22 protein-coding genes are annotated in these 23,876 nt (G+C 44.0%); all 22 read left to right on the top strand.

Features of this window, described 5'->3' with window-relative positions; translation table 11 throughout:
• Positions 1 to 269 precede the first annotated feature (269 nt).
• Positions 270 to 3,839, top strand: coding sequence for a DNA-directed RNA polymerase subunit beta (gene rpoB, locus GMC92_RS09555; RefSeq protein ID WP_155200264.1), 3,570 nt, complete (start codon positions 270 to 272; stop codon positions 3,837 to 3,839).
• A 159-nt stretch (positions 3,840 to 3,998) separates the two neighbouring features.
• Entirely contained in the window at positions 3,999 to 7,652 is a 3,654-nt protein-coding gene (gene rpoC / locus GMC92_RS09550) for a DNA-directed RNA polymerase subunit beta' (RefSeq protein WP_338324058.1), read from the top strand.
• Between the two features lie 322 nt (positions 7,653 to 7,974).
• On the top strand, positions 7,975 to 9,129 hold the full coding sequence (gene wecB, locus GMC92_RS09545) for a non-hydrolyzing UDP-N-acetylglucosamine 2-epimerase (RefSeq protein ID WP_155168049.1): 1,155 nt from the start codon (positions 7,975 to 7,977) through the stop codon (positions 9,127 to 9,129).
• Entirely contained in the window at positions 9,130 to 9,918 is a 789-nt protein-coding gene (locus GMC92_RS09540; RefSeq protein ID WP_155200263.1) for an MMPL family transporter, read from the top strand.
• Between the two features lie 9 nt (positions 9,919 to 9,927).
• Entirely contained in the window at positions 9,928 to 10,068 is a 141-nt protein-coding gene (locus GMC92_RS10760; protein WP_003004308.1) for a hypothetical protein, read from the top strand.
• Entirely contained in the window at positions 10,061 to 11,371 is a 1,311-nt protein-coding gene (locus GMC92_RS09535; RefSeq protein WP_155200262.1) for a glycosyltransferase family 2 protein, read from the top strand. The genes GMC92_RS10760 and GMC92_RS09535 overlap by 8 nt, the downstream gene beginning before the upstream one ends.
• A gap of 8 nt (positions 11,372 to 11,379) precedes the next feature.
• Positions 11,380 to 12,483, top strand: a complete 1,104-nt coding sequence (locus GMC92_RS09530) for a family 8 glycosyl hydrolase (protein WP_155200261.1) — start codon at positions 11,380 to 11,382, stop codon at positions 12,481 to 12,483.
• Between the two features lie 223 nt (positions 12,484 to 12,706).
• Complete coding sequence (locus tag GMC92_RS09525) at positions 12,707 to 13,096, top strand: DUF1033 family protein (protein WP_031572596.1); 390 nt, start codon at positions 12,707 to 12,709, stop codon at positions 13,094 to 13,096.
• Positions 13,097 to 13,183: 87 nt separating this feature from the next.
• Entirely contained in the window at positions 13,184 to 14,125 is a 942-nt protein-coding gene (gene comGA, locus GMC92_RS09520; RefSeq protein WP_031572599.1) for a competence type IV pilus ATPase ComGA, read from the top strand.
• On the top strand, positions 14,058 to 15,089 hold the full coding sequence (gene comGB, locus GMC92_RS09515; RefSeq protein ID WP_338324060.1) for a competence type IV pilus assembly protein ComGB: 1,032 nt from the start codon (positions 14,058 to 14,060) through the stop codon (positions 15,087 to 15,089). The genes comGA and comGB overlap by 68 nt, the downstream gene beginning before the upstream one ends.
• A complete protein-coding gene (gene comGC / locus GMC92_RS09510; RefSeq protein ID WP_049489153.1) occupies positions 15,086 to 15,403 on the top strand; it encodes a competence type IV pilus major pilin ComGC in 318 nt (105 codons plus the stop codon). The genes comGB and comGC overlap by 4 nt, the downstream gene beginning before the upstream one ends.
• Positions 15,393 to 15,797 (top strand): competence type IV pilus minor pilin ComGD, encoded by a 405-nt coding sequence (gene comGD / locus GMC92_RS09505; RefSeq protein ID WP_003004513.1) that lies wholly within the window; start codon positions 15,393 to 15,395, stop codon positions 15,795 to 15,797. The genes comGC and comGD overlap by 11 nt, the downstream gene beginning before the upstream one ends.
• Positions 15,763 to 16,050: a competence type IV pilus minor pilin ComGE gene (comGE, locus tag GMC92_RS09500; protein WP_155200259.1), complete on the top strand. Its 288-nt coding sequence runs from the start codon at positions 15,763 to 15,765 to the stop codon at positions 16,048 to 16,050. The genes comGD and comGE overlap by 35 nt, the downstream gene beginning before the upstream one ends.
• Positions 16,040 to 16,492, top strand: coding sequence for a competence type IV pilus minor pilin ComGF (gene comGF, locus GMC92_RS09495; RefSeq protein ID WP_155200258.1), 453 nt, complete (start codon positions 16,040 to 16,042; stop codon positions 16,490 to 16,492). Before comGE ends, comGF begins: the two co-directional genes overlap by 11 nt.
• Positions 16,479 to 16,916, top strand: a complete 438-nt coding sequence (comGG, locus tag GMC92_RS09490; RefSeq protein WP_229042376.1) for a competence type IV pilus minor pilin ComGG — start codon at positions 16,479 to 16,481, stop codon at positions 16,914 to 16,916. Before comGF ends, comGG begins: the two co-directional genes overlap by 14 nt.
• A 30-nt stretch (positions 16,917 to 16,946) precedes the next feature.
• Entirely contained in the window at positions 16,947 to 17,900 is a 954-nt protein-coding gene (locus GMC92_RS09485; RefSeq protein ID WP_129824449.1) for a class I SAM-dependent methyltransferase, read from the top strand.
• Between the two features lie 51 nt (positions 17,901 to 17,951).
• Positions 17,952 to 19,145: an acetate kinase gene (locus GMC92_RS09480; protein ID WP_023919646.1), complete on the top strand. Its 1,194-nt coding sequence runs from the start codon at positions 17,952 to 17,954 to the stop codon at positions 19,143 to 19,145.
• 72 nt (positions 19,146 to 19,217) lie between these two features.
• Positions 19,218 to 19,949 carry a CPBP family intramembrane glutamic endopeptidase gene (locus GMC92_RS09475; RefSeq protein WP_155200257.1) on the top strand — a complete coding sequence of 244 codons (732 nt, stop codon included), beginning with the start codon at positions 19,218 to 19,220 and terminating at the stop codon, positions 19,947 to 19,949.
• 152 nt (positions 19,950 to 20,101) lie between these two features.
• The gene (folP, locus tag GMC92_RS09470) at positions 20,102 to 21,052 is read left to right on the top strand and encodes a dihydropteroate synthase (protein ID WP_155200256.1); all 951 of its coding nucleotides are present in this window, start codon (positions 20,102 to 20,104) and stop codon (positions 21,050 to 21,052) included.
• Positions 21,053 to 22,363 carry a bifunctional folylpolyglutamate synthase/dihydrofolate synthase gene (locus GMC92_RS09465; protein WP_155200255.1) on the top strand — a complete coding sequence of 437 codons (1,311 nt, stop codon included), beginning with the start codon at positions 21,053 to 21,055 and terminating at the stop codon, positions 22,361 to 22,363.
• 8 nt (positions 22,364 to 22,371) lie between these two features.
• Positions 22,372 to 22,926 carry a GTP cyclohydrolase I FolE gene (folE, locus tag GMC92_RS09460; RefSeq protein ID WP_049483599.1) on the top strand — a complete coding sequence of 185 codons (555 nt, stop codon included), beginning with the start codon at positions 22,372 to 22,374 and terminating at the stop codon, positions 22,924 to 22,926.
• Between the two features lie 25 nt (positions 22,927 to 22,951).
• The gene (gene folK, locus GMC92_RS09455; protein WP_031572637.1) at positions 22,952 to 23,761 is read left to right on the top strand and encodes a 2-amino-4-hydroxy-6-hydroxymethyldihydropteridine diphosphokinase; all 810 of its coding nucleotides are present in this window, start codon (positions 22,952 to 22,954) and stop codon (positions 23,759 to 23,761) included.
• The last annotated feature ends 115 nt before the right edge of the window (positions 23,762 to 23,876 follow it).

The raw sequence follows: 23,876 nt of genomic DNA, 5'->3' as shown, positions 1-23,876 counted from the left end.
CTTTATTTGAAATATTGTCCAAATAAGAGCTTACAGCAGTTAAATCTTACTTGAATAAGTCGATTTAGCTGCTCTTTTTGTGCCTATTTTTCAGAAAAATCCTAGTTTGTTACACAAATTTAATTTTTCTAAAAATTACAAAAAGCGACGAATGAGGTGAAGAGATAGCTCTTCACGTGATGCAAATCACACAATTGTAGTTAAAACCGGATAGGTGGTGAAAGTCATTTTACCAAGCTATCCTAGTATGGAAAAAGGAGCTAAAAACTTTGGCAGGACATGACGTTCAATACGGGAAACATCGGACCCGTCGTAGTTTTTCAAGAATCAAAGAGGTTCTTGATTTACCAAACTTGATTGAAATCCAGACAGACTCATTCAAAGATTTCTTGGATCATGGCTTGAAGGAAGTATTTGAAGATGTGCTTCCCATCTCAAACTTCACGGATACAATGGAATTGGAATTTGTGGGTTATGAAATCCGCGAACCTAAGTATTCGCTTGAAGAAGCGCGCATCCACGATGCCAGCTACTCAGCACCAATCTTTGTGACCTTCCGTTTGGTCAACAAAGAAACAGGTGAAATCAAGACCCAAGAAGTTTTCTTTGGTGATTTCCCAATCATGACTGAAATGGGAACTTTCATCATCAATGGTGGAGAACGGATTATCGTATCTCAGTTGGTCCGCTCACCAGGTGTCTACTTCAATGATAAGGTGGACAAGAATGGTAAGGTTGGTTATGGATCAACTGTTATTCCTAACCGTGGGGCTTGGTTAGAGCTTGAAACCGACTCAAAAGACATTGCTTACACACGTATCGACCGCACACGTAAGATTCCATTTACAACGCTTGTGCGTGCTCTTGGATTCTCTGGAGATGATGAAATCATCGATATCTTTGGGGACAGCGAATTGGTTCGCAATACCATCGAAAAAGATATCCACAAAAATCCAATGGATTCACGGACAGATGAAGCCCTCAAAGAAATCTACGAGCGTCTTCGTCCAGGTGAACCAAAAACAGCGGAAAGCTCACGTAGCTTGTTGTTAGCTCGTTTCTTTGATCCACGTCGTTATGACTTGGCACCAGTTGGTCGCTACAAGATCAACAAGAAACTCAATATCAAGAACCGCTTGTTGAACCAAACAATCGCAGAACCATTGGTAGATGCTGAAACAGGGGAAATCCTTGTAGAAGCTGGTACTGTTATGACGCGCGATGTCATCGACAGCATCTCTGAACAATTGGATAACGGTTTGAACAAAATCACCTACATTCCAAATGATGCTGCTGTTTTGACAGAGCCAGTAGAATTGCAAAAATTCAAAGTTGTTGCTCCAACAGATCCAGACCGCGTTGTTACCATCATCGGAAATGCCAACCCATCTGACAAAGTGCGCATCGTAACTCCAGCTGATATCTTGGCAGAAATGAGCTATTTCTTGAACCTTGCAGAAGGTCTTGGCCGCGTGGATGATATCGACCACCTTGGAAACCGTCGGATTCGTGCCGTTGGTGAATTGCTTGCTAACCAAGTGCGTCTTGGACTTTCACGGATGGAACGAAACGTTCGCGAACGGATGTCTGTACAAGATAACGATGTCTTGACACCACAACAAATCATCAACATCCGTCCAGTAACTGCGGCAATTAAAGAATTCTTTGGATCTTCCCAATTGTCACAGTTCATGGACCAACACAACCCACTTTCTGAGTTGTCTCACAAACGTCGTTTGTCTGCCTTAGGGCCTGGTGGTTTGACACGTGACCGCGCTGGATATGAAGTGCGTGACGTGCACTATACCCACTATGGTCGTATGTGTCCAATCGAAACACCTGAAGGACCAAACATCGGTTTGATCAACAACTTGTCATCCTACGGACACTTGAACAAATATGGTTTCATCCAAACGCCATACCGTAAAGTGGACCGTGAAAAAGGTGTAGTCACCAACGAAATCGTTTGGTTGACAGCCGATGAAGAAGATGAGTACATCGTTGCTCAGGCCAACTCTAAGTTGAACGAAAAAGGTGGCTTTGCTGAGCCAATCGTTATGGGACGTCACCGTGGTAACAACCAAGAATTCCCATCTGATCAAGTCGACTACATGGACGTATCTCCAAAACAAGTAGTTGCCGTTGCGACAGCATGTATTCCTTTCTTGGAAAACGATGACTCCAACCGTGCCCTCATGGGTGCCAACATGCAACGTCAGGCTGTGCCATTGATCGATCCAAAAGCCCCTTATGTGGGGACTGGTATGGAATACCAAGCAGCCCATGACTCAGGAGCTGCAGTCATTGCTCAACACGATGGTAAAGTTACTTATGCAGATGCAGACAAGGTAGAAGTTCGTCGGGAAGATGGATCTCTTGATGTTTACCATATCCAAAAATTCCGTCGTTCAAACTCAGGTACGGCTTACAACCAACGTACCCTTGTAAAAGTTGGCGATGTCGTTGAAAAAGGCGACTTTATCGCTGACGGTCCATCGATGGAAAAAGGGGAAATGGCCCTTGGTCAAAACCCAATCGTCGCTTACATGACTTGGGAAGGGTATAACTTCGAGGATGCCGTTATCATGAGCGAACGCTTGGTGAAAGAAGATGTCTACACATCTGTTCACTTGGAAGAATTCGAATCAGAAACACGCGATACCAAATTAGGCCCTGAAGAAATTACCCGTGAAATTCCAAACGTTGGGGAAGATGCTCTTCGTGACTTAGATGAAACAGGTATTATCCGTATTGGTGCGGAAGTAAAAGAAGGCGATATCCTTGTCGGTAAGGTAACACCGAAGGGTGAAAAAGACCTTTCTGCTGAAGAACGTCTCCTTCACGCGATCTTTGGAGATAAATCTCGTGAAGTGCGGGATACTTCTCTTCGTGTACCTCACGGTGGAGATGGAGTCGTTCGCGATGTTAAGATCTTTACACGTGCAAACGGAGATGAATTGCAATCGGGTGTCAACATGTTGGTTCGTGTTTACATCGCACAAAAACGCAAGATCCGCGTCGGAGATAAGATGGCCGGTCGTCACGGAAACAAAGGGGTTGTGTCTCGTATTGTTCCAGTTGAAGACATGCCTTACCTTCCAGACGGTACACCAGTTGATATCATGTTGAACCCTCTTGGGGTGCCATCACGTATGAATATCGGTCAGGTTATGGAACTTCACCTTGGTATGGCCGCTCGTAACTTGGGTATCCACATCGCAACACCAGTCTTTGACGGAGCAAGCTCAGAAGACCTCTGGGATACTGTAAAAGAAGCTGGTATGGATAGCGATGCCAAGACGATCCTTTACGATGGACGTACAGGTGAGCCATTTGACAACCGTGTCTCTGTCGGTGTCATGTACATGATCAAGCTTCACCACATGGTTGATGATAAACTCCATGCCCGTTCAGTTGGACCATACTCAATGGTTACCCAACAACCACTCGGAGGGAAAGCTCAGTTTGGTGGACAACGTTTCGGGGAAATGGAAGTGTGGGCCCTTGAGGCTTATGGTGCATCAAATGTCCTTCAAGAAATCTTGACTTACAAGTCAGATGATGTCAACGGACGTTTGAAAGCTTATGAAGCGATTACCAAAGGTAAACCAATTCCAAAACCAGGTGTACCAGAATCCTTCCGCGTTCTTGTCAAAGAATTGCAATCTCTTGGTCTTGACATGCGTGTCTTGGACGAAGATGATCAAGAAGTGGAACTTCGTGACCTCGATGAAGGGGAAGACGATGATGTGATTCATGTGGATGACCTTGAAAAAGCACGTGAAAAAGCAGCCAAGGAAGCAAAAGCAGCCTTTGATGCTGAAGAATCAGAAAAATAATCAGTAAAAATGATTGTCTTGTGAGAAACCAATGCTTCTGACAGGATGATTCGATAACAAGATACAGATACAAGGAGGTGGCAAGAAAGTTTCCTTTCTTCCCCCACCTAAGCTGTATCCAAATGAAACAAGTATGAAAACAAGGAAAGGTAAGAAATAGTGGTTGATGTAAATCGTTTTAAAAGTATGCAAATCACCCTAGCTTCTCCAAGCAAGGTCCGTTCATGGTCTTATGGAGAGGTCAAGAAACCTGAAACAATCAACTACCGTACATTGAAACCAGAACGTGAAGGTCTCTTTGATGAAGTCATCTTTGGACCTACAAAAGACTGGGAATGTGCGTGTGGGAAATACAAACGGATCCGTTACAAAGGGATCGTTTGTGACCGCTGTGGGGTTGAAGTAACACGTGCGAAAGTTCGTCGTGAACGCATGGGGCACATCGAGTTGAAAGCTCCTGTATCACACATCTGGTACTTCAAAGGCATCCCTTCTCGTATGGGATTGACCTTGGATATGAGCCCTCGTGCCCTTGAAGAAGTCATTTACTTCGCAGCTTACGTGGTGATCGATCCAAAAGATACACCACTTGAGCACAAATCCATCATGACAGAACGTGAATACCGTGAACGCTTGCGTGAATACGGACCAGGTTCCTTTGTAGCTAAGATGGGTGCAGAAGCGATCCAAGACCTCTTGAAACAAGTGGATTTGGAAGCTGAAATTGCTCTCTTGAAAGAAGAATTGAAGACTGCAACTGGTCAAAAACGTGTGAAGGCTGTTCGTCGTTTGGATGTCTTGGATGCCTTCTACAAATCTGGTAACAAGCCAGAATGGATGGTTCTCAACATCCTTCCGGTTATTCCACCAGATCTTCGTCCGATGGTCCAATTGGATGGTGGCCGTTTTGCTGCCTCTGACTTGAACGACCTCTATCGTCGTGTGATCAACCGGAACAACCGTTTAGCACGTTTGCTTGAGTTGAATGCCCCTGGTATCATCGTGCAAAACGAAAAACGGATGCTTCAAGAAGCGGTTGATGCTTTGATCGATAACGGTCGTCGTGGTCGTCCAATCACAGGACCAGGTAGCCGTCCATTAAAATCATTGAGTCACATGCTCAAAGGGAAACAAGGACGCTTCCGTCAAAACTTGCTCGGTAAACGGGTTGACTTCTCAGGACGTTCTGTTATCGCCGTTGGTCCAACTCTTAAGATGTACCAATGTGGTGTGCCACGTGAAATGGCCATCGAGCTCTTCAAACCATTCGTGATGCGTGAAATCGTTGCGCGTGATATCGTGCAAAACGTTAAAGCTGCAAAACGCTTGGTCGAACGTGGAGATGAACGCATCTGGGATATCCTAGAAGAAGTCATCAAAGAACACCCAGTTCTCTTGAACCGCGCACCGACCCTTCACCGTTTGGGGATCCAAGCCTTTGAACCTGTCTTGATTGACGGGAAAGCCCTTCGCCTGCACCCCCTTGTCTGTGAAGCCTACAATGCCGACTTCGATGGAGACCAAATGGCCATCCACGTACCGCTTTCAGAAGAAGCTCAAGCAGAAGCTCGTATCTTGATGTTGGCTGCTGAGCATATCTTGAATCCTAAAGATGGTAAACCAGTCGTTACGCCATCTCAGGATATGGTATTGGGGAACTACTACCTCACTATGGAAGAAGCTGGTCGTGAAGGCGAAGGCATGGTCTTTAAAGACCGTGATGAAGCCGTGATGGCTCTTCGCAATGGCTATGTTCACTTGCATACACGTGTCGGAATTGCGACGGATAGCTTGAACAAACCATGGACAGAAGCACAACAACACAAGATTCTCTTGACAACTGTTGGTAAGATTCTCTTTAACGATATCATGCCTGCAGAGCTTCCATACCTTCAAGAGCCTAATAATGCCAACTTGACAGAAGGTGTTCCAGCTAAGTACTTCTTGGAGCCTGGTCAAGATGTCAAATCAGCGATTGAGAAATTGGAATTAAACGTTCCATTCAAGAAGAAAAATCTTGGAAATATCATCGCCGAAATCTTCAAACGTTTCCGTACAACTGAAACGTCTGCTTTCTTGGACCGCTTGAAAGACTTAGGTTACCATCATTCAACCCTTGCTGGTTTGACAGTGGGGATTGCCGATATTCCGGTCGTTGAAGATAAGGCAGAAATCATTGAAGAATCTCACAAACGTGTGGAACAGATCACGAAACAATTCCGTCGTGGTTTGATCACAGATGACGAACGCTACAATGCTGTTACAGCTGAATGGCGTGCAGCCCGTGAGAAATTGGAAAAACGCTTGGTGGATAACCAAGATCCGAAGAACCCAATCGTTATGATGATGGATTCTGGAGCCCGTGGTAACATCTCAAACTTCTCGCAACTTGCCGGTATGCGTGGTTTGATGGCCGCTCCAAACGGACGGATCATGGAATTGCCAATCCTGTCAAACTTCCGCGAAGGTTTGTCAGTACTCGAAATGTTCTTCTCAACTCACGGTGCCCGTAAAGGGATGACCGATACGGCCCTCAAGACAGCCGACTCAGGTTACTTGACTCGTCGTTTGGTTGACGTGGCCCAAGACGTCATTATCCGTGAAGATGACTGTGGAACAGACCGTGGACTTGTGATCCGTGCCATTACTGATGGTAAGGAAATGATCGAGCCACTCGAAGAACGCTTGACTGGTCGTTATACCAAGAAATCTGTTAAACATCCTGAAACAGGTGAAGTCATCGTTGGTCCAGATACCTTGATTTCAGAAGACCTAGCACGTGAAATTGTCAAAGCTGGTGTTGAAGAAGTCACTATCCGCTCTGTCTTTACATGTAACACCCGCCATGGTGTCTGCCGTCACTGTTATGGTATCAACTTGGCGACTGGTGATGCGGTTGAAGTGGGTGAAGCAGTCGGAACTATCGCTGCCCAATCTATCGGGGAACCTGGTACACAGTTGACCATGCGTACCTTCCACACGGGTGGGGTTGCCTCAAATACCGATATCACTCAGGGTCTTCCTCGTGTCCAAGAAATCTTTGAAGCCCGCAATCCAAAAGGGGAAGCGGTCATCACTGAGGTCAAAGGGGAAGTCACAGCCATCGAAGAAGATGCTTCTACACGGACCAAGAAAGTCTTTGTTAGCGGAGCAACTGGTGAGGGCGAATACGTTGTCCCTTACACTGCCCGCATGAAAGTCGAAGTGGGAGATCAAGTCTCTCGTGGTGATGCTCTGACAGAAGGATCTATTCAACCAAAACGTCTCCTTGCCGTTCGTGATGTCTTGTCAGTTGAAACATACCTTCTTGCGGAAGTACAAAAAGTATACCGTAGCCAAGGGGTAGAAATCGGCGACAAACACATCGAGGTAATGGTGCGTCAAATGATCCGTAAAGTACGTGTCATGGATCCAGGAGATACAGACCTTCTCATGGGTACTCTGATGGACATTACAGACTTTACAGATGCCAATAAGGATGTCCTTATCTCTGGTGGAGTTCCTGCAACTGCTCGTCCAGTCCTTATGGGAATTACCAAAGCCTCTCTTGAAACCAACAGTTTCTTGTCAGCGGCTTCCTTCCAGGAAACAACTCGTGTCCTTACTGACGCAGCGATCCGCGGTAAGAAAGACCATCTCCTTGGACTTAAGGAAAATGTTATCATTGGTAAGATTATTCCTGCAGGTACAGGTATGGCTCGTTACCGTAACTTGGAACCACAAGCAGTTAATGAAGTTGAAATTATCGAAGAAGTGCCATTAACAGATGGAACAGTCGATGAAGTTCAAACAGCTGAAGTCGTAGAAGAATAAGAAAATAAGTCGGAACTACAAGTTCCGGCTTTTTTTTGCAAAAATAATAAAAATTTATTATTTGAAAAATAATTGTATAATTATTGAATTGTTTTTTTACCAAAAATATTAGCCCGGTAAAAGTCGTGCTGTAAATACTTACAATTAGTGATTATATGGATATGTATTCTAAACACCAAAATAATAAAATGACTAACTATTAGTAATTTCTTTATAAAACCCAAAATCGGTTTGACATTTAAAGTCATTGGCGGTAGAATGAAAAAAGATGTACACAAATTAAAAAAATGTCGAATTACATGCATGTCGACGGGGGAAGTTTATGGGAAAATTGAAAATTATGGTTGTGTTTGGGACGCGACCGGAGGCCATTAAAATGGCCCCTTTGGTGTTGGAGTTGCAAAAACAAAAGGAGGTTATTGAGACCATTACGGTGGTCACTGCCCAGCACCGTCAAATGCTGGACCAAGTCTTAGAAACCTTTAACATCGTACCTGATTACGATTTGGATATTATGGGGAAAAGCCAGACCTTATTGGACATTACCTCTAAAATTCTGAATCAATTAGATCCAGTTATCAAAAAAGAAAAGCCGGATATGGTGCTCGTCCATGGAGATACGACAACCACCTTTGCGGCGAGTCTGGTTGCCTTTTACAATCAAGTCCGCATTGGTCACGTCGAAGCTGGTTTGAGAACCTTTGATAAATATTCACCGTATCCAGAAGAGATGAACCGTCAAATGACGGATGATTTAGCGGATCTGTATTTTGCGCCGACAGGCGAAAGTAAGGCCAATCTCTTAAAAGAAAATCATCCGGAATCCTCTATTGTAGTGACGGGAAATACTGCCATTGATGCGCTGAAACTCACGGTTCAAGAGGACTATCACCACGAAGTGTTAGATCAATTGGATCCAGATAAAAAAGTCATCCTGGTCACCATGCATCGAAGAGAAAATCAAGGCCAACCCATGCGAGCGGTCTTTGGGGCTCTGAGAGAAATGGTGGATCAAGAACCGACTATTGAAGTGGTTTACCCAGTGCATCTTAGTCCAGCGGTCCAAGAGGCGGCAAACGATCTATTAGGAGAACATGATCGGATCCACCTCATTGAGCCTCTAGATGTGCTGGATTTCCACAACTTAGCTTCGAGAAGTTACTTTATCATGTCGGATTCAGGTGGGGTGCAAGAGGAGGCGCCATCATTAGGAAAACCGGTATTGGTATTGCGCGATACAACGGAACGCCCAGAAGGGGTTAAAGCGGGGACTTTGAAATTAGTTGGTACGGATCCTGCCGTCGTAAAATCCACGATGACAGAGCTCTTAACCAACGAAAGCCTGTATCTTCAAATGGCAAATGCCCGGAATCCTTATGGGGATGGAAAAGCTTCTGAGCGAATCGTACAAGCCATTAAACATTACTTTGGCCAGGGAGAGGCTGCCGAAGAATTTCATGAGGGAGAGAAAGAATAAATGAAAAAAACGGAAAAGTTAAGTAGATGGTTGCTGATTTTGATTGTTTTCGAAGTACTTCTTTTACTTTACTGCTTGTTTTTTGCAAGAGAGATTCTGATTGAAGAAGGATTGTTCTTTGTTTTAGGATTATTTTCTGCTATTGTTTTATCGGATTTATTGTTGACATGGACCATCCTGTTGTCATTTGCCCTTGGGATTGTCTTTTTGGTGGCAGGTGTCGTCTATATCCCATTTCATCAAGCCTTGCTCTTGCTCTTTAGTTTTCCGATCTTGATTGGAATTTTGACCCGAATTCGCTATCACCTCTTTAAAGAGATTGCAAAAGTGAAGGATCAAGAGCCAGAAGCTTACGCAGATTACCGCAACCGCATTGCTTCTTATGGTGGGGAAACCAATGATACGATTCAGGCCTTACTCATTCACTGGTCGCACGAGGAATTGTTCTTCCAATTGCAACCGAGAGAGTACAATCGGACCTTGAACCAAATCAACTATTTGTTAACGCATCATCTGAAGCCAAATGAAAGCTTGTATTATGTATCAGACGGTAATTTCTTGATTTTATCTTCTGATAGCGAGCGGGATCTGAAGAGCGATTATATGACGGTCTTAAAACCACAGTTGGAAGGACTGGTTTTCCAAGGAGAAGATGGGGTTCAGGGCATCCAATTTCAGTCAGGATTTCTTGTAGTGGATCAATCCAATCGAACCAAATACCATCGCTATAAAGAAATGATTCGTTACTTAAAACGTCAACTTGAAACAGATATTATTGTGGAATATTAGGAGGAAAACATGTCTCTTACAAATATATTTTTTAATATAGCTGTAGGCATCAGTGTATTTTTTGCCTTGTGCTTTATTGTATTATTTGTAGCTTATACGGTGATTTACCGCCGTGTCAATAAAAACTTTAAGGCGGTGGACCATGATTAGTCAAATTGTGATGATTATTGCCTTGATTTCGATTTGGTTATCCTTAGCCTGGGGCTTAGTAATCCTCTTTTCAGCCGTTCATTTTTGGTTTAAACACAGTGATTTTCGTGTCAATACGGATCCGCTTCCTTATTATCCAAAAGTGACGATCGTTGTGCCCGCCCATAATGAGGATGTGGTCATTGCACAAACAGCCAAAGCGATCCTTGATATGAACTACCCACATGATCGTGTTGAATTACTGCTCTTTGCGGATAATTGTTCCGATCACACCTATGAGGAGTGTTTGACGGTTAAAGCATTGCCAGAGTATGCAGGACGTGATTTGACCATTATCAATCGAAGTGGGACAGGTGGGAAAGCCGGTGTGCTAAATGACGCTTTGGCGATGGCAACCGGAGACTATATCTGTGTTTATGATGCAGATGCCATGCCTGAAAAGAACGCCCTTTATTTCCTTGTGAAAGAAGTCCTCAAAGATCCAGAACGTCATGTGGCTTCTTTCGGCCGCAATAAAACGCGGAATGCCAATCAAAACTTTTTGACCCGCTGTATCAACCAAGAGATTGTTGTCACCCAACGGGTTCATCATGTGGGCATGTGGCATCTCTTTAAGATTGGACGGATTCCAGGAACTAACTTCATTATTCAAACCGAATTTGTCAAGAGTATTGGAGGATGGAAAAACGGTGCCTTGACTGAGGATACGGATATTTCCTTCAAGATTATGCAAAGTGGGAAGTTGATTGCGCTAGCCTATAATTCAGAAGCTTTCCAACAAGAGCCAGAGACTCTGAAGAGTTACTATATGCAACGGAAACGTTGGGCCAAAGGGAATTATGAAGTGGTTCTTTCCAACTTCAAGCATTTATTTGGTAAGGGAAATTGGCGCGTGAAGTTGGAAGTGACCAACTATTCCTGTGTCTTCTTCTGGTTTAATGCGGCCATCGTCTTATCGGACTTGATCTTTTTTGCCAATATTCTGGCCATGTGTATCCATACAGTGGTGCCAGGTGTGCAAATTCCATTTGCCTTTGATTCTGAAAATATCTACATTGCGCAATTGATGCTCTTCAATTGGATCTTGATGATTGGGCTTTATCTGCTTCAGATTAATGTGGCTCTTGCCTCACAATTTGGTCAAGCCACTACCAAGCAAATTTGGTTGGCCTTGGCTGCCTATTTCACCTATTCTCAACTGTTTATCATTGTGTCGATTGATGCCATCTCTTCGATTGTGATGGATAAACTATTGCACCGGAAAGAAACCAAATGGGTTAAAACAAAACGATTCGCAGGATAGGAGAAATTATGAAAACGAAAAAGATGAGATATGTATGGTTTCTAGTCATCCTTTGCATTTTCTGTTTGACCTTGTTTTTAGCGAGAACGAGAAGTAAAGTGGTGATGCGAAATCGAATTTATCATCAGTGGAATGAGCATTTTGTTGTTTCAAAAGGGAAAGAATCCTATGTTCGAACCACCAATGATAGCAATCAAACAGTAGTGTTATCCGAGGCACAAAGTTATGGAATGCTCATTACTGTTGCAGCTGCCGAAAAAGGACAAGCCCAACAAGCAGACTTTGACCGACTCTATCACTATTATCTAAATCATCGCTTGGAAGGTACCCAATTGATGTCTTGGAAACAAACCATCAGCAATGGAAAAGCAAAGGATGAGGATCATAACGCTACAGATGGAGATCTCTACATCGCCTATGCTCTTCTAAAAGCCGCTCAGAAATGGCCAAAGCAAGCCAAAGACTACCAGGCTCAAGCCAAAGCGATTTTAGAAGATATTCTCGCACACAACTACAATGAAGAAACGGGTGTGTTAACGGTGGGGAATTGGGCCAATCAGGACTCGGAGTTTTATCATTTGATGCGGACGTCTGATACACTGCCAGCGCAATTCCAGATCTTTTATGAAGTGACAAAAGATTCAAAGTGGTTGGACATCAAAGAAAAGATGTTGCAACAACTCCAAACGATCAGCTCCCAAACAAAAACAGGTTTACTACCTGATTTCATCTGGGTAGATGAGCAAGGAACGCGCGTAGCGGATCCAAAGACGATTGAATCCAAGTATGATGGTGCCTACTCGTATAATGCTTGTCGCCTTCCATACAACCTTGTTCAAAGTAAGGACAAAACCAGTCAACAATTGGTGAAAAAGATGCTTAACTTTTTCAAGAGTCAACGAAACCTGTATGCAGGTTATGACTTGAAAGGGAAGGCCTTGAACAATCATCAGGCAGCAAGCTTTTTGGCACCGATTGTCTATGCCTCTGAACATGAAAAAGGCTATTTGAAGTTGGTGCAACAGAACAAGTATATCTTTACACAAGATCTACCTCTGAACAACTATTACGATGCAACCATGACAACCATGATTGCACTTGAATTGTTCTAAATACTTGAGAAGAGAGAGTTCCCCAGGATGGTCTGTCCATTTTGTTGGGACTCTCTTCTTTTGATTCTCGAAAAAAGGAACCAATAGCAATTAGGCAGTCTATTTTTGAAAAATAATTGTGAAAATCACCTGAAAACTACCTGAAAAATCATGTTCTGAGCAGAAAACTTTTATTCTCAAAGGATTTTCTATATAATAGAGGATACAAAGGATGGAAGAGTTTATGTATCGAGTGATTGAAATGTACGGGGACTGTGAACCCTGGTGGTTTTTAGAAGGTTGGGAAGAAGATATCGTGAGTAGTCGGAAGTTTGAAGACTATTACCAGGCTTTGAAATACTACAAGCAGAAGTGGTTGGAGTTAAATGAGCACTTTCCAAGTTATAAGAGTCGGAGTGACCTCATGACGATCTTTTGGGATACCAAGGAGCAAGAGTGGTGTGAGGACTGCAGTGAAGATGTGCAGTTTTTCCATTCGATTGTCCTCCTAGAAGACGAGCATAAGATCCCTAAAAGCAAGCTCCGCCCAGGCTACGAAAAGGAAAGAGGCAGTCGCAAACACCGTTCTTGTCAATATACACTCGATTCAAAAAAGGGGACGACCCTGTCATAAGAGAAATGCGGAAGATTTTTTAGAGCGATCTAGAAAGTCTTCTTTTTTTGTCTTCTTTTTCGAATAGTATAAGTGAGAGGAGGAACTATGGTTCAAGAAATTGCAAAAAAACTGATCCGTATGGGAAAGAAGGAAGAGGCTCAGGATCTTTACTTCATTCCTCGGAAGGAGGAGTACCAGGTTTTTATGAGGGTGGGAGACGAGAGGCGCTTTGTGCAGTCCTTCCCTTTTGAGGACATGACGGCTATGATTAGCCACTTTAAGTTCGTGGCAGGGATGAATGTGGGAGAAAAAAGGCGCAGCCAGCTAGGGTCGTGTGATTACCCATTAGAGGATGGAGTGGTCTCGATTCGCTTGTCGACGGTGGGGGATTATCGTGGTTATGAAAGCTTGGTTATTCGGCTCTTGCATGATGAGGAACGCGAATTACGGTTTTGGTTTGATCAATTACCGGACTTGAAGAAGAAATTGGCTGGTCGTGGGCTTTATCTTTTTGCGGGTCCCGTTGGCTCGGGAAAGACCACTCTCATGCATGCTTTAGCGCAAGAGCGCTTTGCGGACCAGCAAGTCATGTCTATTGAAGACCCTGTCGAGATCAAGCAGGATAATATGCTTCAGCTTCAGCTGAATGACCAGATTGGCATGACCTATGACAACCTGATCAAACTCTCCTTACGCCATCGGCCGGACCTTCTCATTATTGGAGAGATCCGAGATAAGGAAACAGCTCGTGCAGTCGTACGGGCTAGTTTGACAGGAGTCACCGTCTTCTCTACGATTCATGCGAAAAGCGTTCGAGGTGTTTATGAGCGACTTTTAGAACTTGGAGTGAGTGAGGAAGAGCTCAAGATTGTTTTACAAGGAATTTGCTACCAACGATTAATTGCAGGAGGAGGTGTGGTCGATTTTGCGACGGAAAACTACCAAGAGCACTCAGCCAGCCGCTGGAACCAACAAATGGATCTCTTGGCTCAATCGGGATATATCCAGCTGGCTCAGGCCCAAGCCGAAAAAATTATCTACCGCTAAACAAAAGCAAATCATCGAATTGTTTTTGAATCTTTATTCGAGTGGTTTTCACCTGTCTGAGATTGTCGATTTTCTGGATCGCTCTCACCTAGTGGAGAGTCGTTTGGTTTCCCAGATGCGAGAGGATCTCTCGCGGGGGCGGAGTTTTTCAGAGATGATGGCAGGGATCGGTTTTTCAGATGCGGTCACGACACAGCTGTCTCTCGCTGAGCTTCATGGCAATCTTGCATTGAGCTTGGAGAAAATCAGTGCTTACCTAGAAAATATGCGCAAGGTCAAGAAAAAGCTGATTGAGGTGAGCACCTATCCTCTCATCTTACTTGGGTTTTTAGTTCTGATTATGCTAGGCTTGCGCAATTACTTGCTTCCTCAAATGGATGCTCAAAATATTGGGACGCAATTGATCAATTCCTTCCCCCAACTCTTTTTGGCCTTAGGAGCGGGACTGGTGACCTTCTTCTTACTCGGCTTTCTCTATTACCGCCAGTCAGGCAAGATCAAGGTTTTTAGAACCTTGGCTCATCTGCCTTTCGGGAAAGGCATGATTCAAGCTTATTTGACAGCCTATTATGCCAGAGAATGGGGCAATCTGATTGGGCAAGGATTGGAGTTGTCTCAGATTTTTTCCATGATGCAGGAGCAAAAATCCCAGCTTTTTCAAGAAATTGGAAGGGACTTAGCTCTTTCTTTAGATCGTGGCCAGTCCTTTTCAGAGACGGTCAGGGGGTATCCTTTTTTCAAAAAAGAATTGCCCCTTATGATTGAATATGGTGAAGTCAAATCAAAGCTCGGAAGTGAACTAGAGATCTACGCTGAAAAAACATGGGAAGATTTCTTTCGTCGGGTTCACAAGGCCATGAATGTGATACAACCCTTGGTGTTTGTCTTTGTGGCTCTTGTGATTGTCTTACTCTATGCAGCCATGTTGCTGCCGATTTATCAAAATATGGAGGTTCATTTATGAAAACATTAAAAACCTACAAGGTTAAAGCCTTTACACTTATTGAAATGTTGGTGGTCTTATTGATCATCAGTGTGCTCTTATTGCTCTTTGTGCCGAATTTGACCAAGCAAAAAGACTCCGTGAAAGAGACAGGAAATGCAGCGGTTGTGAAGGTGGTCGAAAGCCAGGCTGAATTGTATGAGCTCAATCATACCAATGATCAAGCCACTCTATCAAAGCTAATTGCTGATGGAAATATTACCAACAAACAAGCAGAATCTTATCGTGCCTATTATGCGAAAAATAGTGGAGAAACTCGTGCGGTTGCAGATTAAGGCCTTCACCTTGGTGGAGACCCTTCTGACCTTGATGATCGTTAGTTTTATTTATCTGGGCTTATCGGGATCGATCAAGACGAGCTTTCAGCAGGTGGAAGAAAAAGTATTTTTTGCAGAGTTTGAACACCTCTATCAAGAAAGCCAAAAGATAGCCTTGGCAAGGCAAACGGAATTGGATGTTGAAGTGACTGCAAGGAAGATTCAAACGCCCTACCAGACGGTGGAGATTCCTGATTCTGTTATTTTGCAAGATCCTAAAACTATTCGTTTAGACCGTGCAGGTGGCAATTCATCCCTGGCCAATGTTCACTTTCAGACACAGAGAGGAGTGGTGACCTATCAACTGTCGCTTGGAAATGGGAAAATTAAAAAAAGCATCCGTTCCCGCTAGTATTCTCATAGAATCCTTAGTTGCCTTGGGTTTATTTGCCATGATTACGACCTTATTGTTAGGGGAGATCCGGCGTTCGCGCAAGGAGCGACTAGAGGATTTCAAAGAGGTAGAAGTCTTATCTGTCGCTCAAATGGCACTTCAGACAGGGCAAAATCATCTGGAGGCCAATGGTATTCAGGTTCAAGTCGAAAAAGATGCCGATCAACTCACGGTCTATCATCAAGGAAGGGTGGTACTGCATGTGGAATAAAGGAAAGGTCAAGGCCTTTACCCTGCTCGAAGCCTTGATCGCTCTCTTGGTGCTTAGTGGGGGAGTGTTGGTCTTTCAAGGCTTGACCAAGCTCCTGCATGCTGAATTGGACTACCAGGCGCATCAAAAGCAGGAAGAATGGATACTTTTTCAGCAACAATTGCAGGTGGAATTGGATCGGAGTCATTTTGAAAAAGTGGCGGACAACCATATCTACTTGATCCAGGATCAAAAACCAATTGCCATTGGCCAATCTAAAGGAGATGATATCCGAAAAACAGATGATAAGGGCAGGGGCTATCAGCCTATGATTTCAGGAGTTCACTCTAGCCAAATTTGGCAGGAGGGAGAGTTCCTTCATCTGCGTTTGAATTTTGAAGAAGGTCTAGAAAGGGAGTATGTCTATCATGTGGTACCAGCGATGCAAAATGAAAAAAGTTAAGGCTGGTGTCTTGCTTTACGCTCTCTTGATGGCAGCGATTTTTAGTCTCTTGCTTCAGTTTTACCTGCACCGTCAGGTTGCGGAAAGACGAATCTTAAAGACGAGTCAAGATCGCCTTCGGGCCTATGCTTTGGTGCAATTGGCTCTTGAAAAGAGAAAGAGTGATGAGAAGACATCAGAGATTCATTTAAAGTCTGGAACAGTTCAGCTAAAGAAAGACAACGGTTTTCTTCATGCCCAAGCTGAGATGAATGGCGAAAGTTATGAGTTTGTCCTTCCAGTAAGGGAAGAAAAAGAAAGCAAGAAGAGCCAAAAAGAAAAGAAGAAGACACAGAAAGATAAGGAGAAGGCAGGGAGCGAAACGCCTTCTGAAGAGACGCCAAACGAGACCAAGGAACCATCAGAAAATAGCGAAAAAGACTAATTTTTGGTATGATAGGGTGCGGAGGAAATCATGAATTTCGAAAAAATTGAACAAGCTTATACCTATCTATTAGAAAACACTCAAAGTATTCAAAATGAATTGTCGACCAACTTTTATGACGCCTTGATTGAACAAAATGCCATGTATTTGGATGGCAAGACGGATTTAGACATTGTTAAAAACAATAGCAAAAAATTAAAAGAACTAGGTTTAAGTAAGGAAGAATGGCGCAGAGCCTACCAATTCCTTTTTATGAAAGCTACTCAGACAGAGCCTTTACAAGCGAATCACCAGTTCACACCAGATGCGATTGGTTTTATCATTACATTTTTGATCGATCAGTTGGCCAAAGGCGACCAACTGGATGTCTTAGAAGTGGGGAGTGGAACCGGAAATCTCGCTGAGACTATTGTCAACAATAGCCGTCTCACGATTGATTACTTAGGATTGGAGGTAGATGATCTCTTGATTGATCTATCTGCTAGTATCGCAGATGTGATGGAATCCAGTGTTGTCTTTGCACAAGGCGATGCGGTGCGTCCGCAAGTGTTGAAAGAAAGTGACTTGATCGTTAGCGACTTACCAATTGGTTATTATCCAGATGATGCGATTGCACAGCGCTATCAGGTGGCGAGCTCCGAAGGCCATACCTATGCCCATCACCTCATGATGGAACAGGCTCTGAAATATCTGAAACCTCAAGGAGTTGCCATCTTTTTAGCTCCAAATAACCTCTTGACGAGCCCTCAGAGTGATCTGTTGAAAGCTTGGCTAACAGACAAGGCCCAAATCCTTGCCATGCTGACCTTGCCAGAATCTCTTTTTTCAAATCCAGCCTATGCTAAGACGATTTTCGTCCTACGAAAACAAGAAGAAGAGTCTGTTCAGCCCTTTGTTTATCCTTTTACCGATCTCCAGGATCAAGACCAGGTGGTTCACTTTATGGAAAGTTTCCAAAACTGGTTAAAGGATAGTGAAATTTGATCAAAGATCTGATATAATAGAGGAAGTGAAAACGCTTAATGAGGTGAATATATGTCGAAAACAATTTCTATTAATGCAGGAAGCTCTAGTTTGAAATGGCAATTGTACCAAATGCCAGAGGAAACTGTTCTTGCAAAAGGGTTGATTGAACGGATCGGTTTGAAGGATTCTATTTCAACCGTTAAATTTGATGGACGCTCTGAAAAACAAGTATTAGATATCCAGGACCATACACAAGCTGTAAAAATTTTGTTGGATGATTTGATTCGCTTTGATATTATCAAATCCTACGATGAGATTACAGGTGTGGGTCACCGTGTCGTTGCTGGTGGAGAATACTTCAAGGATTCTGCCTTGGTAGATGACGAAGTCCTTCGAAAAGTAGAAGAATTGTCTTTGTTAGCACCTCTTCATAATCCTGCAAATGCAGCCGGAATTCGTGCCTTTAGAGAGATTTGTCCAAATATTACCAGTGTTGTGGTATTTGATACTTCTTTCCATACAACCATGCCGGAAAAAGCTTATCGTTACCCTCTTCCAACTAAATATTACACAGAAAATAAGGTCCGTAAGTACGGCGCTCATGGAACCAGTCATCAGTATGTAGCTGGTGAAGCTGCTAAACTTCTTGGAAAACCATTAGAAGAATTGAAATTGATCACCTGCCACGTTGGAAATGGTGTATCTGTTACAGCGGTTGACAAGGGAATCTCTGTGGATACCTCAATGGGCTTCACCCCTCTAGGTGGAGTCATGATGGGAACCCGTACAGGGGATCTCGATCCAGCGATTATTCCTTACTTGATGGAGCATACAGAGGATTTCAATAAGCCTGAAGATATTAGCCGTATCCTCAATCGTGAATCAGGTCTTCTGGGTGTTTCTGGATCTTCTAGTGACATGCGGGATATCCATACAGCGATGCACAATGGAGATGAAAAAGCTAAATTGGCTTACGATATCTTTATCGATCGTTTGCAAAAATACATCGGTCAATACTTAGCAGTCTTGAATGGTGCAGATGCCATCATCTTTACAGCAGGAATCGGTGAAAATGCAGTAAATGTTCGTTCTTCTATTATCAATGGAATCAGCTGGTTTGGCTGCAAGGTCGACCCTGAAAAGAACGTCTTTGGAGTTGTCGGAGATATTTCTACAGATGATTCCCGTGTGAAGGTATTGGTGATTCCAACGGATGAAGAGTTGGTGATTGCGCGTGACGTTGAACGTTTCAAAAATCAGTAAACTGAAATAAAGTGAGAAGGCTGGAGGCGAAAGCCCCAGTCTTCTTATTTTATACAAGAAAGAGGTTGTCCATTGAAAAACATACAGTCTTTTATTCGAGAGCACCCATTATGTAAGAATGCCCTCTGGCTCCTTCTCTTTGTGCCCTTATTCTTTCTCTCACAATTCCCCCTCATCGCCATGGTTTATTCCCTTCAAGAAGGAGTGGATGCAAGGTGGGTCACTATCCTCACTCTCTTGGTGACAGTGGTGGTGCTCTTTGTTTTTTATAAGGTCATCAAGATGAGCCCTCTGGAGAACTTAGATGTTCGGGTCATTACCTGGCCGGCTCTGGGGAGAAATTTTCTTTTTCTTCTCTTATTGATGGCTAATAACCTGCTCGCCTATCCCTTATTGAAACAAGAGGCAGGTGGTACGACGGCAAATCAAGCAGCTCTAAAAGAACTGCAATCTCATGCTCCTTTTCTTGCTATGGGTATGGTCGTGATCCTTGTCGCTCCGATTCTAGAAGAGCTGCTCTGTCGGGCCATTATCCCTCGTTTGATCTTTCGAGGGGCAGAACCAATCGGTTATCTAGCCGGTGCTCTCTTTTTTACTTACTTGCATGGACCTAGTACCCTAGGGGAATGGGTAGCTTACGGAGGCATGTCCTTGATCTTAACTTGGGTGGCTTATCGCTACAAGCGGATCGAGTACAGTATTTGCCTTCATATGACCTTGAACGCGCTGGCTTATTATTATCCGGTGGTCATACTCCTTTGTTTATTGCCAGTATGGAGAGTTTTCTTCCATGATAAATTATGATAAAATGGTAGGTACCAATGAGTTTTGATGCAGAACCATCCTACAGAAGGTCAGAAATCCGTATGGAGAGTAGACTCAGAGGTTTAGAACACTTGTTCTAGCCTCTTTTGTTCGCAATCATGCTGTAGGAAGGGAATCAAAGGAGAACGAAAATGATTGATAAAAAATGGCTGAGTGGCCAAGGGACCCTTCTTTGTGGGATCTTAAATGTCACTCCGGATTCATTTTCTGATGGCGGTAAGTATACGAGTGTGGATGCAGCCTTGCAGCAGGCGAGAAAACTGATCCAAGAAGGAGCTCAGATCCTCGATATTGGGGGAGAATCAACCAGACCAGGTAGTCATTATGTAGAGATCCAAGAAGAGATTGACCGTGTGGTTCCAGTGATCGAAGCCATTCGGAAAGAAAGTGATGTCTTGATCTCAGTGGATACCTGGAAGTCCCAGGTGGCGGCGGCGGCGCTCGAAGCTGGGGCTGATATTGTCAACGATATTACTGGTTTTCTTGGAGATTCTCAGATGGCTGCTGTGGTTGTGGAGCATGAAGCGAGCGCTATTCTCATGTTTAATCCAGTGATGGCAAGACCGCATCATCCAAGTTCCACTATCTTTCCACGTTTTGGTTTTGAACCAGTCTTTTCAGAGCAAGAACTTCAAAAGATGGCTCAAGAACCGATTCAAGACTTGATGTGGAGTTTCTTTGACCGCTCGCTTGCTGAAGCGAAAGCAGCCGGTGTCCAGATGGATCGTATTATGTTGGATCCTGGGATCGGATTTGGGTTGACCAAGCGCGAGAACTTACTCTTATTGCAAGAGCTAGAGACGATTCACCAAAAGGGCTATCCAATCTTTCTTGGAGTCTCTCGGAAACGCTTTGTGGTCAATATTATTGAGGAAGCTGGATTTGAGACAGATCCTGCAACGGAGACTGGTTTTTGGAATCGGGACCTGGCTTCGAGCCATTTGACGAGTATTGCAGCCAGTCAAGGAGTCGAAGTAGTGCGGGTGCATGATATTCCTCTTCACAAGATGGCAGCCAGTCTGGGCCAAGCCATTTTCCAAGCCCAAGAGGCAGCAGATACCAATTTAAAACAATACAAGTAAATGAAGACAAAAGAACATCAGTTGGATCTTCGTTGGCTAGAAGCCTATCGTTCCCAAGATCCACATTTCGGCTTGGAGCGCATGGAAGCTCTCTTGGCTTTGAGAGGAAATCCTCACCTAGACTGTCGGGTCATTCATGTTGCGGGGACCAATGGCAAAGGATCTACCATTGCTACCTTGTCCCAACTCTTGAGGCAGGCAGGTTTACGCGTTGGAGTCTTTACCTCTCCTTATCTGATCTATTACAATGACCAAATCACCATTAATGGCGAAGCCATTTCAGATCAAGACCTGCAAACCTACCTGGATAGTTACCAGCAGCTCCTGCAAGCTGAACAATCAAAGGCCGTCTTTCAAGGGTTGACGGAATTTGAAGTGATGACGGCGATTGCCTATGATTATTTTGCTCATGAGGAGCTGGATTATGTGATCATGGAAGTCGGTATGGGGGGACGACTAGATAGTACCAATGTCTGCCAGCCCGTTCTGACCGCAATCACTTCGATTGGCTTGGATCATGTCGCCCTTCTTGGGCCAGATCTGGCTTCCATCGCCCGTGAAAAGGCTGGTATCATTAAGCCAGGAATTCCTCTGGTTCTAGGGAAATTAGAAGCAGAAGCCAGCCAAGTCATTGAAGGTATTGCGATTCAGAAGCAGGCACCGATAACAGCCTATGATAAGGATTACCAAGTTGAGCTAGAAGCCTCTTGTCTATCGGGTCAATCCTTTTCTTATCACAGTTCCAAAAGAGAAAAAGCCTCTTATCAAGTAGCGCTCTTAGGTCATCACCAGGCCAGAAATGCAGCTCTTGCTATCAGTATCTGTGATGTACTTTTTGAAAGAGAAGGGCGTGAACTCTTGTCAAGAGAGTTAGTGGATGAAGCCTTGCATCAAGTCGTCTGGCCTGGCCGGATGGAAGTGGTCTCGCAAAATCCCATGGTCTTGCTAGATGGGGCCCATAATCCCCATGCCGTTGCGCCTTTGATCGCAAGTCTTCGGGAACTGTTCCCAAGGCAAAAAAAGACCATTCTTTTTACCTGCATCCGGACCAAAGCTTTAGAAGAGATGCTCATTCAGTGGCAGGAACTGGAAAATAGTCGCTTGATCCTAACGACCTTTGAAGATCCAAGAGCCTATTCTCAAGAAGAGATAAGAGCTGCTGCGAAAAACCATCAGCTTGAGGAAGTCAACTGGCAAGAGTTTCTACAAAACTGGCAAGCAAAAGGCGATGAGCTCCTCATTGTAACGGGATCGCTCTACTTTCTTAGCCAGGTACGACCTTATTTATTAAAAACAGAAAAATCCAACTAGGAGATGATATGGATACAAAGAAAATTGAAGAAGCAGTGAAAATGATCATCGAGGCAGTCGGTGAAGATGAGAACCGTGAGGGACTTCAGGAAACGCCGACCCGCATTGCAAAGATGTACCAAGAAATCTTTTCAGGACTAGGACAGACGGCAGAAGAGCACCTGTCTAAATCATTTGAAATCATTGATAACAATATGGTGGTTGAGAAGGATATTTTCTTCCATTCCATGTGTGAGCATCACTTTTTGCCGTTTTATGGAAAAGTGCACATTGCCTACATTCCAAATGGCCGTGTTGCTGGGCTTTCAAAACTGGCTCGTACGGTCGAAGTTTATGCTAAAAAACCACAGATTCAGGAACGATTGACGGTAGAAATCGCAGATGCCTTGATGGAATATCTTGGAGCGCAAGGTGCCCTTGTCTGGGTAGAAGCAGAACATATGTGTATGAACATGCGGGGTGTCCGTAAACCTGGGACTGCTACAGTGACAACTGCTGCGCGTGGATTGCTTGCGACAGATAAAGACTTGAAAAATGAAGCCTATAAACTCATGGGCCACTAATGGCTGGCTATAAGAGGTGAAGAGAGTGGATCAATTACGGATCAAGGACTTAGAGGTATACGCCTATCATGGTGTTTTTCCAGCAGAAAAAGAATTGGGACAACGCTTTGTCCTAGACCTATGGGTGGATTATGAAATGACCCGTGCTGCCCGCACAGGTGATTTGGAAGCTTCGATCCATTACGGGATCTTAGCGGAACAATTGACCGAGTGGATGCAGGCAGAAAAAATCGATCTGATTGAAACGGTGGCCTTTCAATTGGTGCAAAAGATTTTCGAAAGCTATGCCTTTGTAGAAAAAGTTCGTCTGGAGTTGAAAAAGCCCTGGGCTCCTGTTCCCTTGCCATTAGAGACTTGTTCTGTGACAATTGAACGGGAGAAAAAACGGGCCTTTATTGGGCTTGGCACCAATATGGGAGATAAACAACTGCAACTAGAGACGGCGCTAGAAAAACTCAAGGATCGAGGCATTCGCCTTCTTCAGACATCCACAAGGATTGAAACAGAACCTTGGGGAGGAGTGGAGCAGGACACCTTTTTGAATCAGGTGGCAGAAGTTGAAACCTGGATGACCCCAGAGGATTTATTAGAGACCTTACTTGCCATTGAGCAGGAAATGGGACGTGTTCGTGAGGTCAAGTGGGGGCCACGTGTGATTGATCTAGATCTGCTCTACATGGAGGACACCATTTGTTACAGTCCGAGCTTGATCTTACCGCATCCTTATGTGGCAGAACGTGCCTTTGTCCTAGAATCTTTGAATGAAATTGCTCCTCATTTTGTGGACCCTGTTCAAAGAAAGCCCATTCGCCAATTATGGGAGGCTGTCAAATAGTTTCTCTTCTTTGCATTATAAAAAAACAATCCCTCGAGTGTACTGACCCCAAAAAGTTAGACAAATAATTTAAGTTAAGGATTTAGTCCTGTATTGTACAGGACTAAGTCCTTTT

This window comes from Streptococcus parasanguinis (assembly GCF_009717775.1).
Taxonomy (GTDB): Bacteria; Bacillota; Bacilli; order Lactobacillales; family Streptococcaceae; genus Streptococcus; species Streptococcus parasanguinis_AG.
The sequence above is the reverse complement of the archived record's forward strand: the minus strand, read 5'-3'. Positions and strand labels throughout refer to the sequence as shown.

Bases quoted from the DNA above. Each gene is read 5' to 3' on its own strand.
- wecB (WP_155168049.1), top strand. From the start codon at position 7,975: ATGGGAAAATTGAAAATTATGGTTGTGTTTGGGACGCGACCGGAGGCC.
- comGE (WP_155200259.1), top strand. From the start codon at position 15,763: ATGGGAAAATTAAAAAAAGCATCCGTTCCCGCTAGTATTCTCATAGAA.
- GMC92_RS09485 (WP_129824449.1), top strand. From the start codon at position 16,947: ATGAATTTCGAAAAAATTGAACAAGCTTATACCTATCTATTAGAAAAC.
- GMC92_RS10760 (WP_003004308.1), top strand. From the start codon at position 9,928: ATGTCTCTTACAAATATATTTTTTAATATAGCTGTAGGCATCAGTGTA.
- GMC92_RS09530 (WP_155200261.1), top strand. From the start codon at position 11,380: ATGAAAACGAAAAAGATGAGATATGTATGGTTTCTAGTCATCCTTTGC.
- GMC92_RS09480 (WP_023919646.1), top strand. From the start codon at position 17,952: ATGTCGAAAACAATTTCTATTAATGCAGGAAGCTCTAGTTTGAAATGG.
- GMC92_RS09540 (WP_155200263.1), top strand. From the start codon at position 9,130: ATGAAAAAAACGGAAAAGTTAAGTAGATGGTTGCTGATTTTGATTGTT.
- folP (WP_155200256.1), top strand. From the start codon at position 20,102: ATGATTGATAAAAAATGGCTGAGTGGCCAAGGGACCCTTCTTTGTGGG.
- GMC92_RS09465 (WP_155200255.1), top strand. From the start codon at position 21,053: ATGAAGACAAAAGAACATCAGTTGGATCTTCGTTGGCTAGAAGCCTAT.
- GMC92_RS09525 (WP_031572596.1), top strand. From the start codon at position 12,707: ATGTATCGAGTGATTGAAATGTACGGGGACTGTGAACCCTGGTGGTTT.
- GMC92_RS09535 (WP_155200262.1), top strand. From the start codon at position 10,061: ATGATTAGTCAAATTGTGATGATTATTGCCTTGATTTCGATTTGGTTA.
- comGF (WP_155200258.1), top strand. From the start codon at position 16,040: ATGTGGAATAAAGGAAAGGTCAAGGCCTTTACCCTGCTCGAAGCCTTG.
- comGG (WP_229042376.1), top strand. From the start codon at position 16,479: ATGAAAAAAGTTAAGGCTGGTGTCTTGCTTTACGCTCTCTTGATGGCA.
- comGA (WP_031572599.1), top strand. From the start codon at position 13,184: ATGGTTCAAGAAATTGCAAAAAAACTGATCCGTATGGGAAAGAAGGAA.
- folE (WP_049483599.1), top strand. From the start codon at position 22,372: ATGGATACAAAGAAAATTGAAGAAGCAGTGAAAATGATCATCGAGGCA.
- comGC (WP_049489153.1), top strand. From the start codon at position 15,086: ATGAAAACATTAAAAACCTACAAGGTTAAAGCCTTTACACTTATTGAA.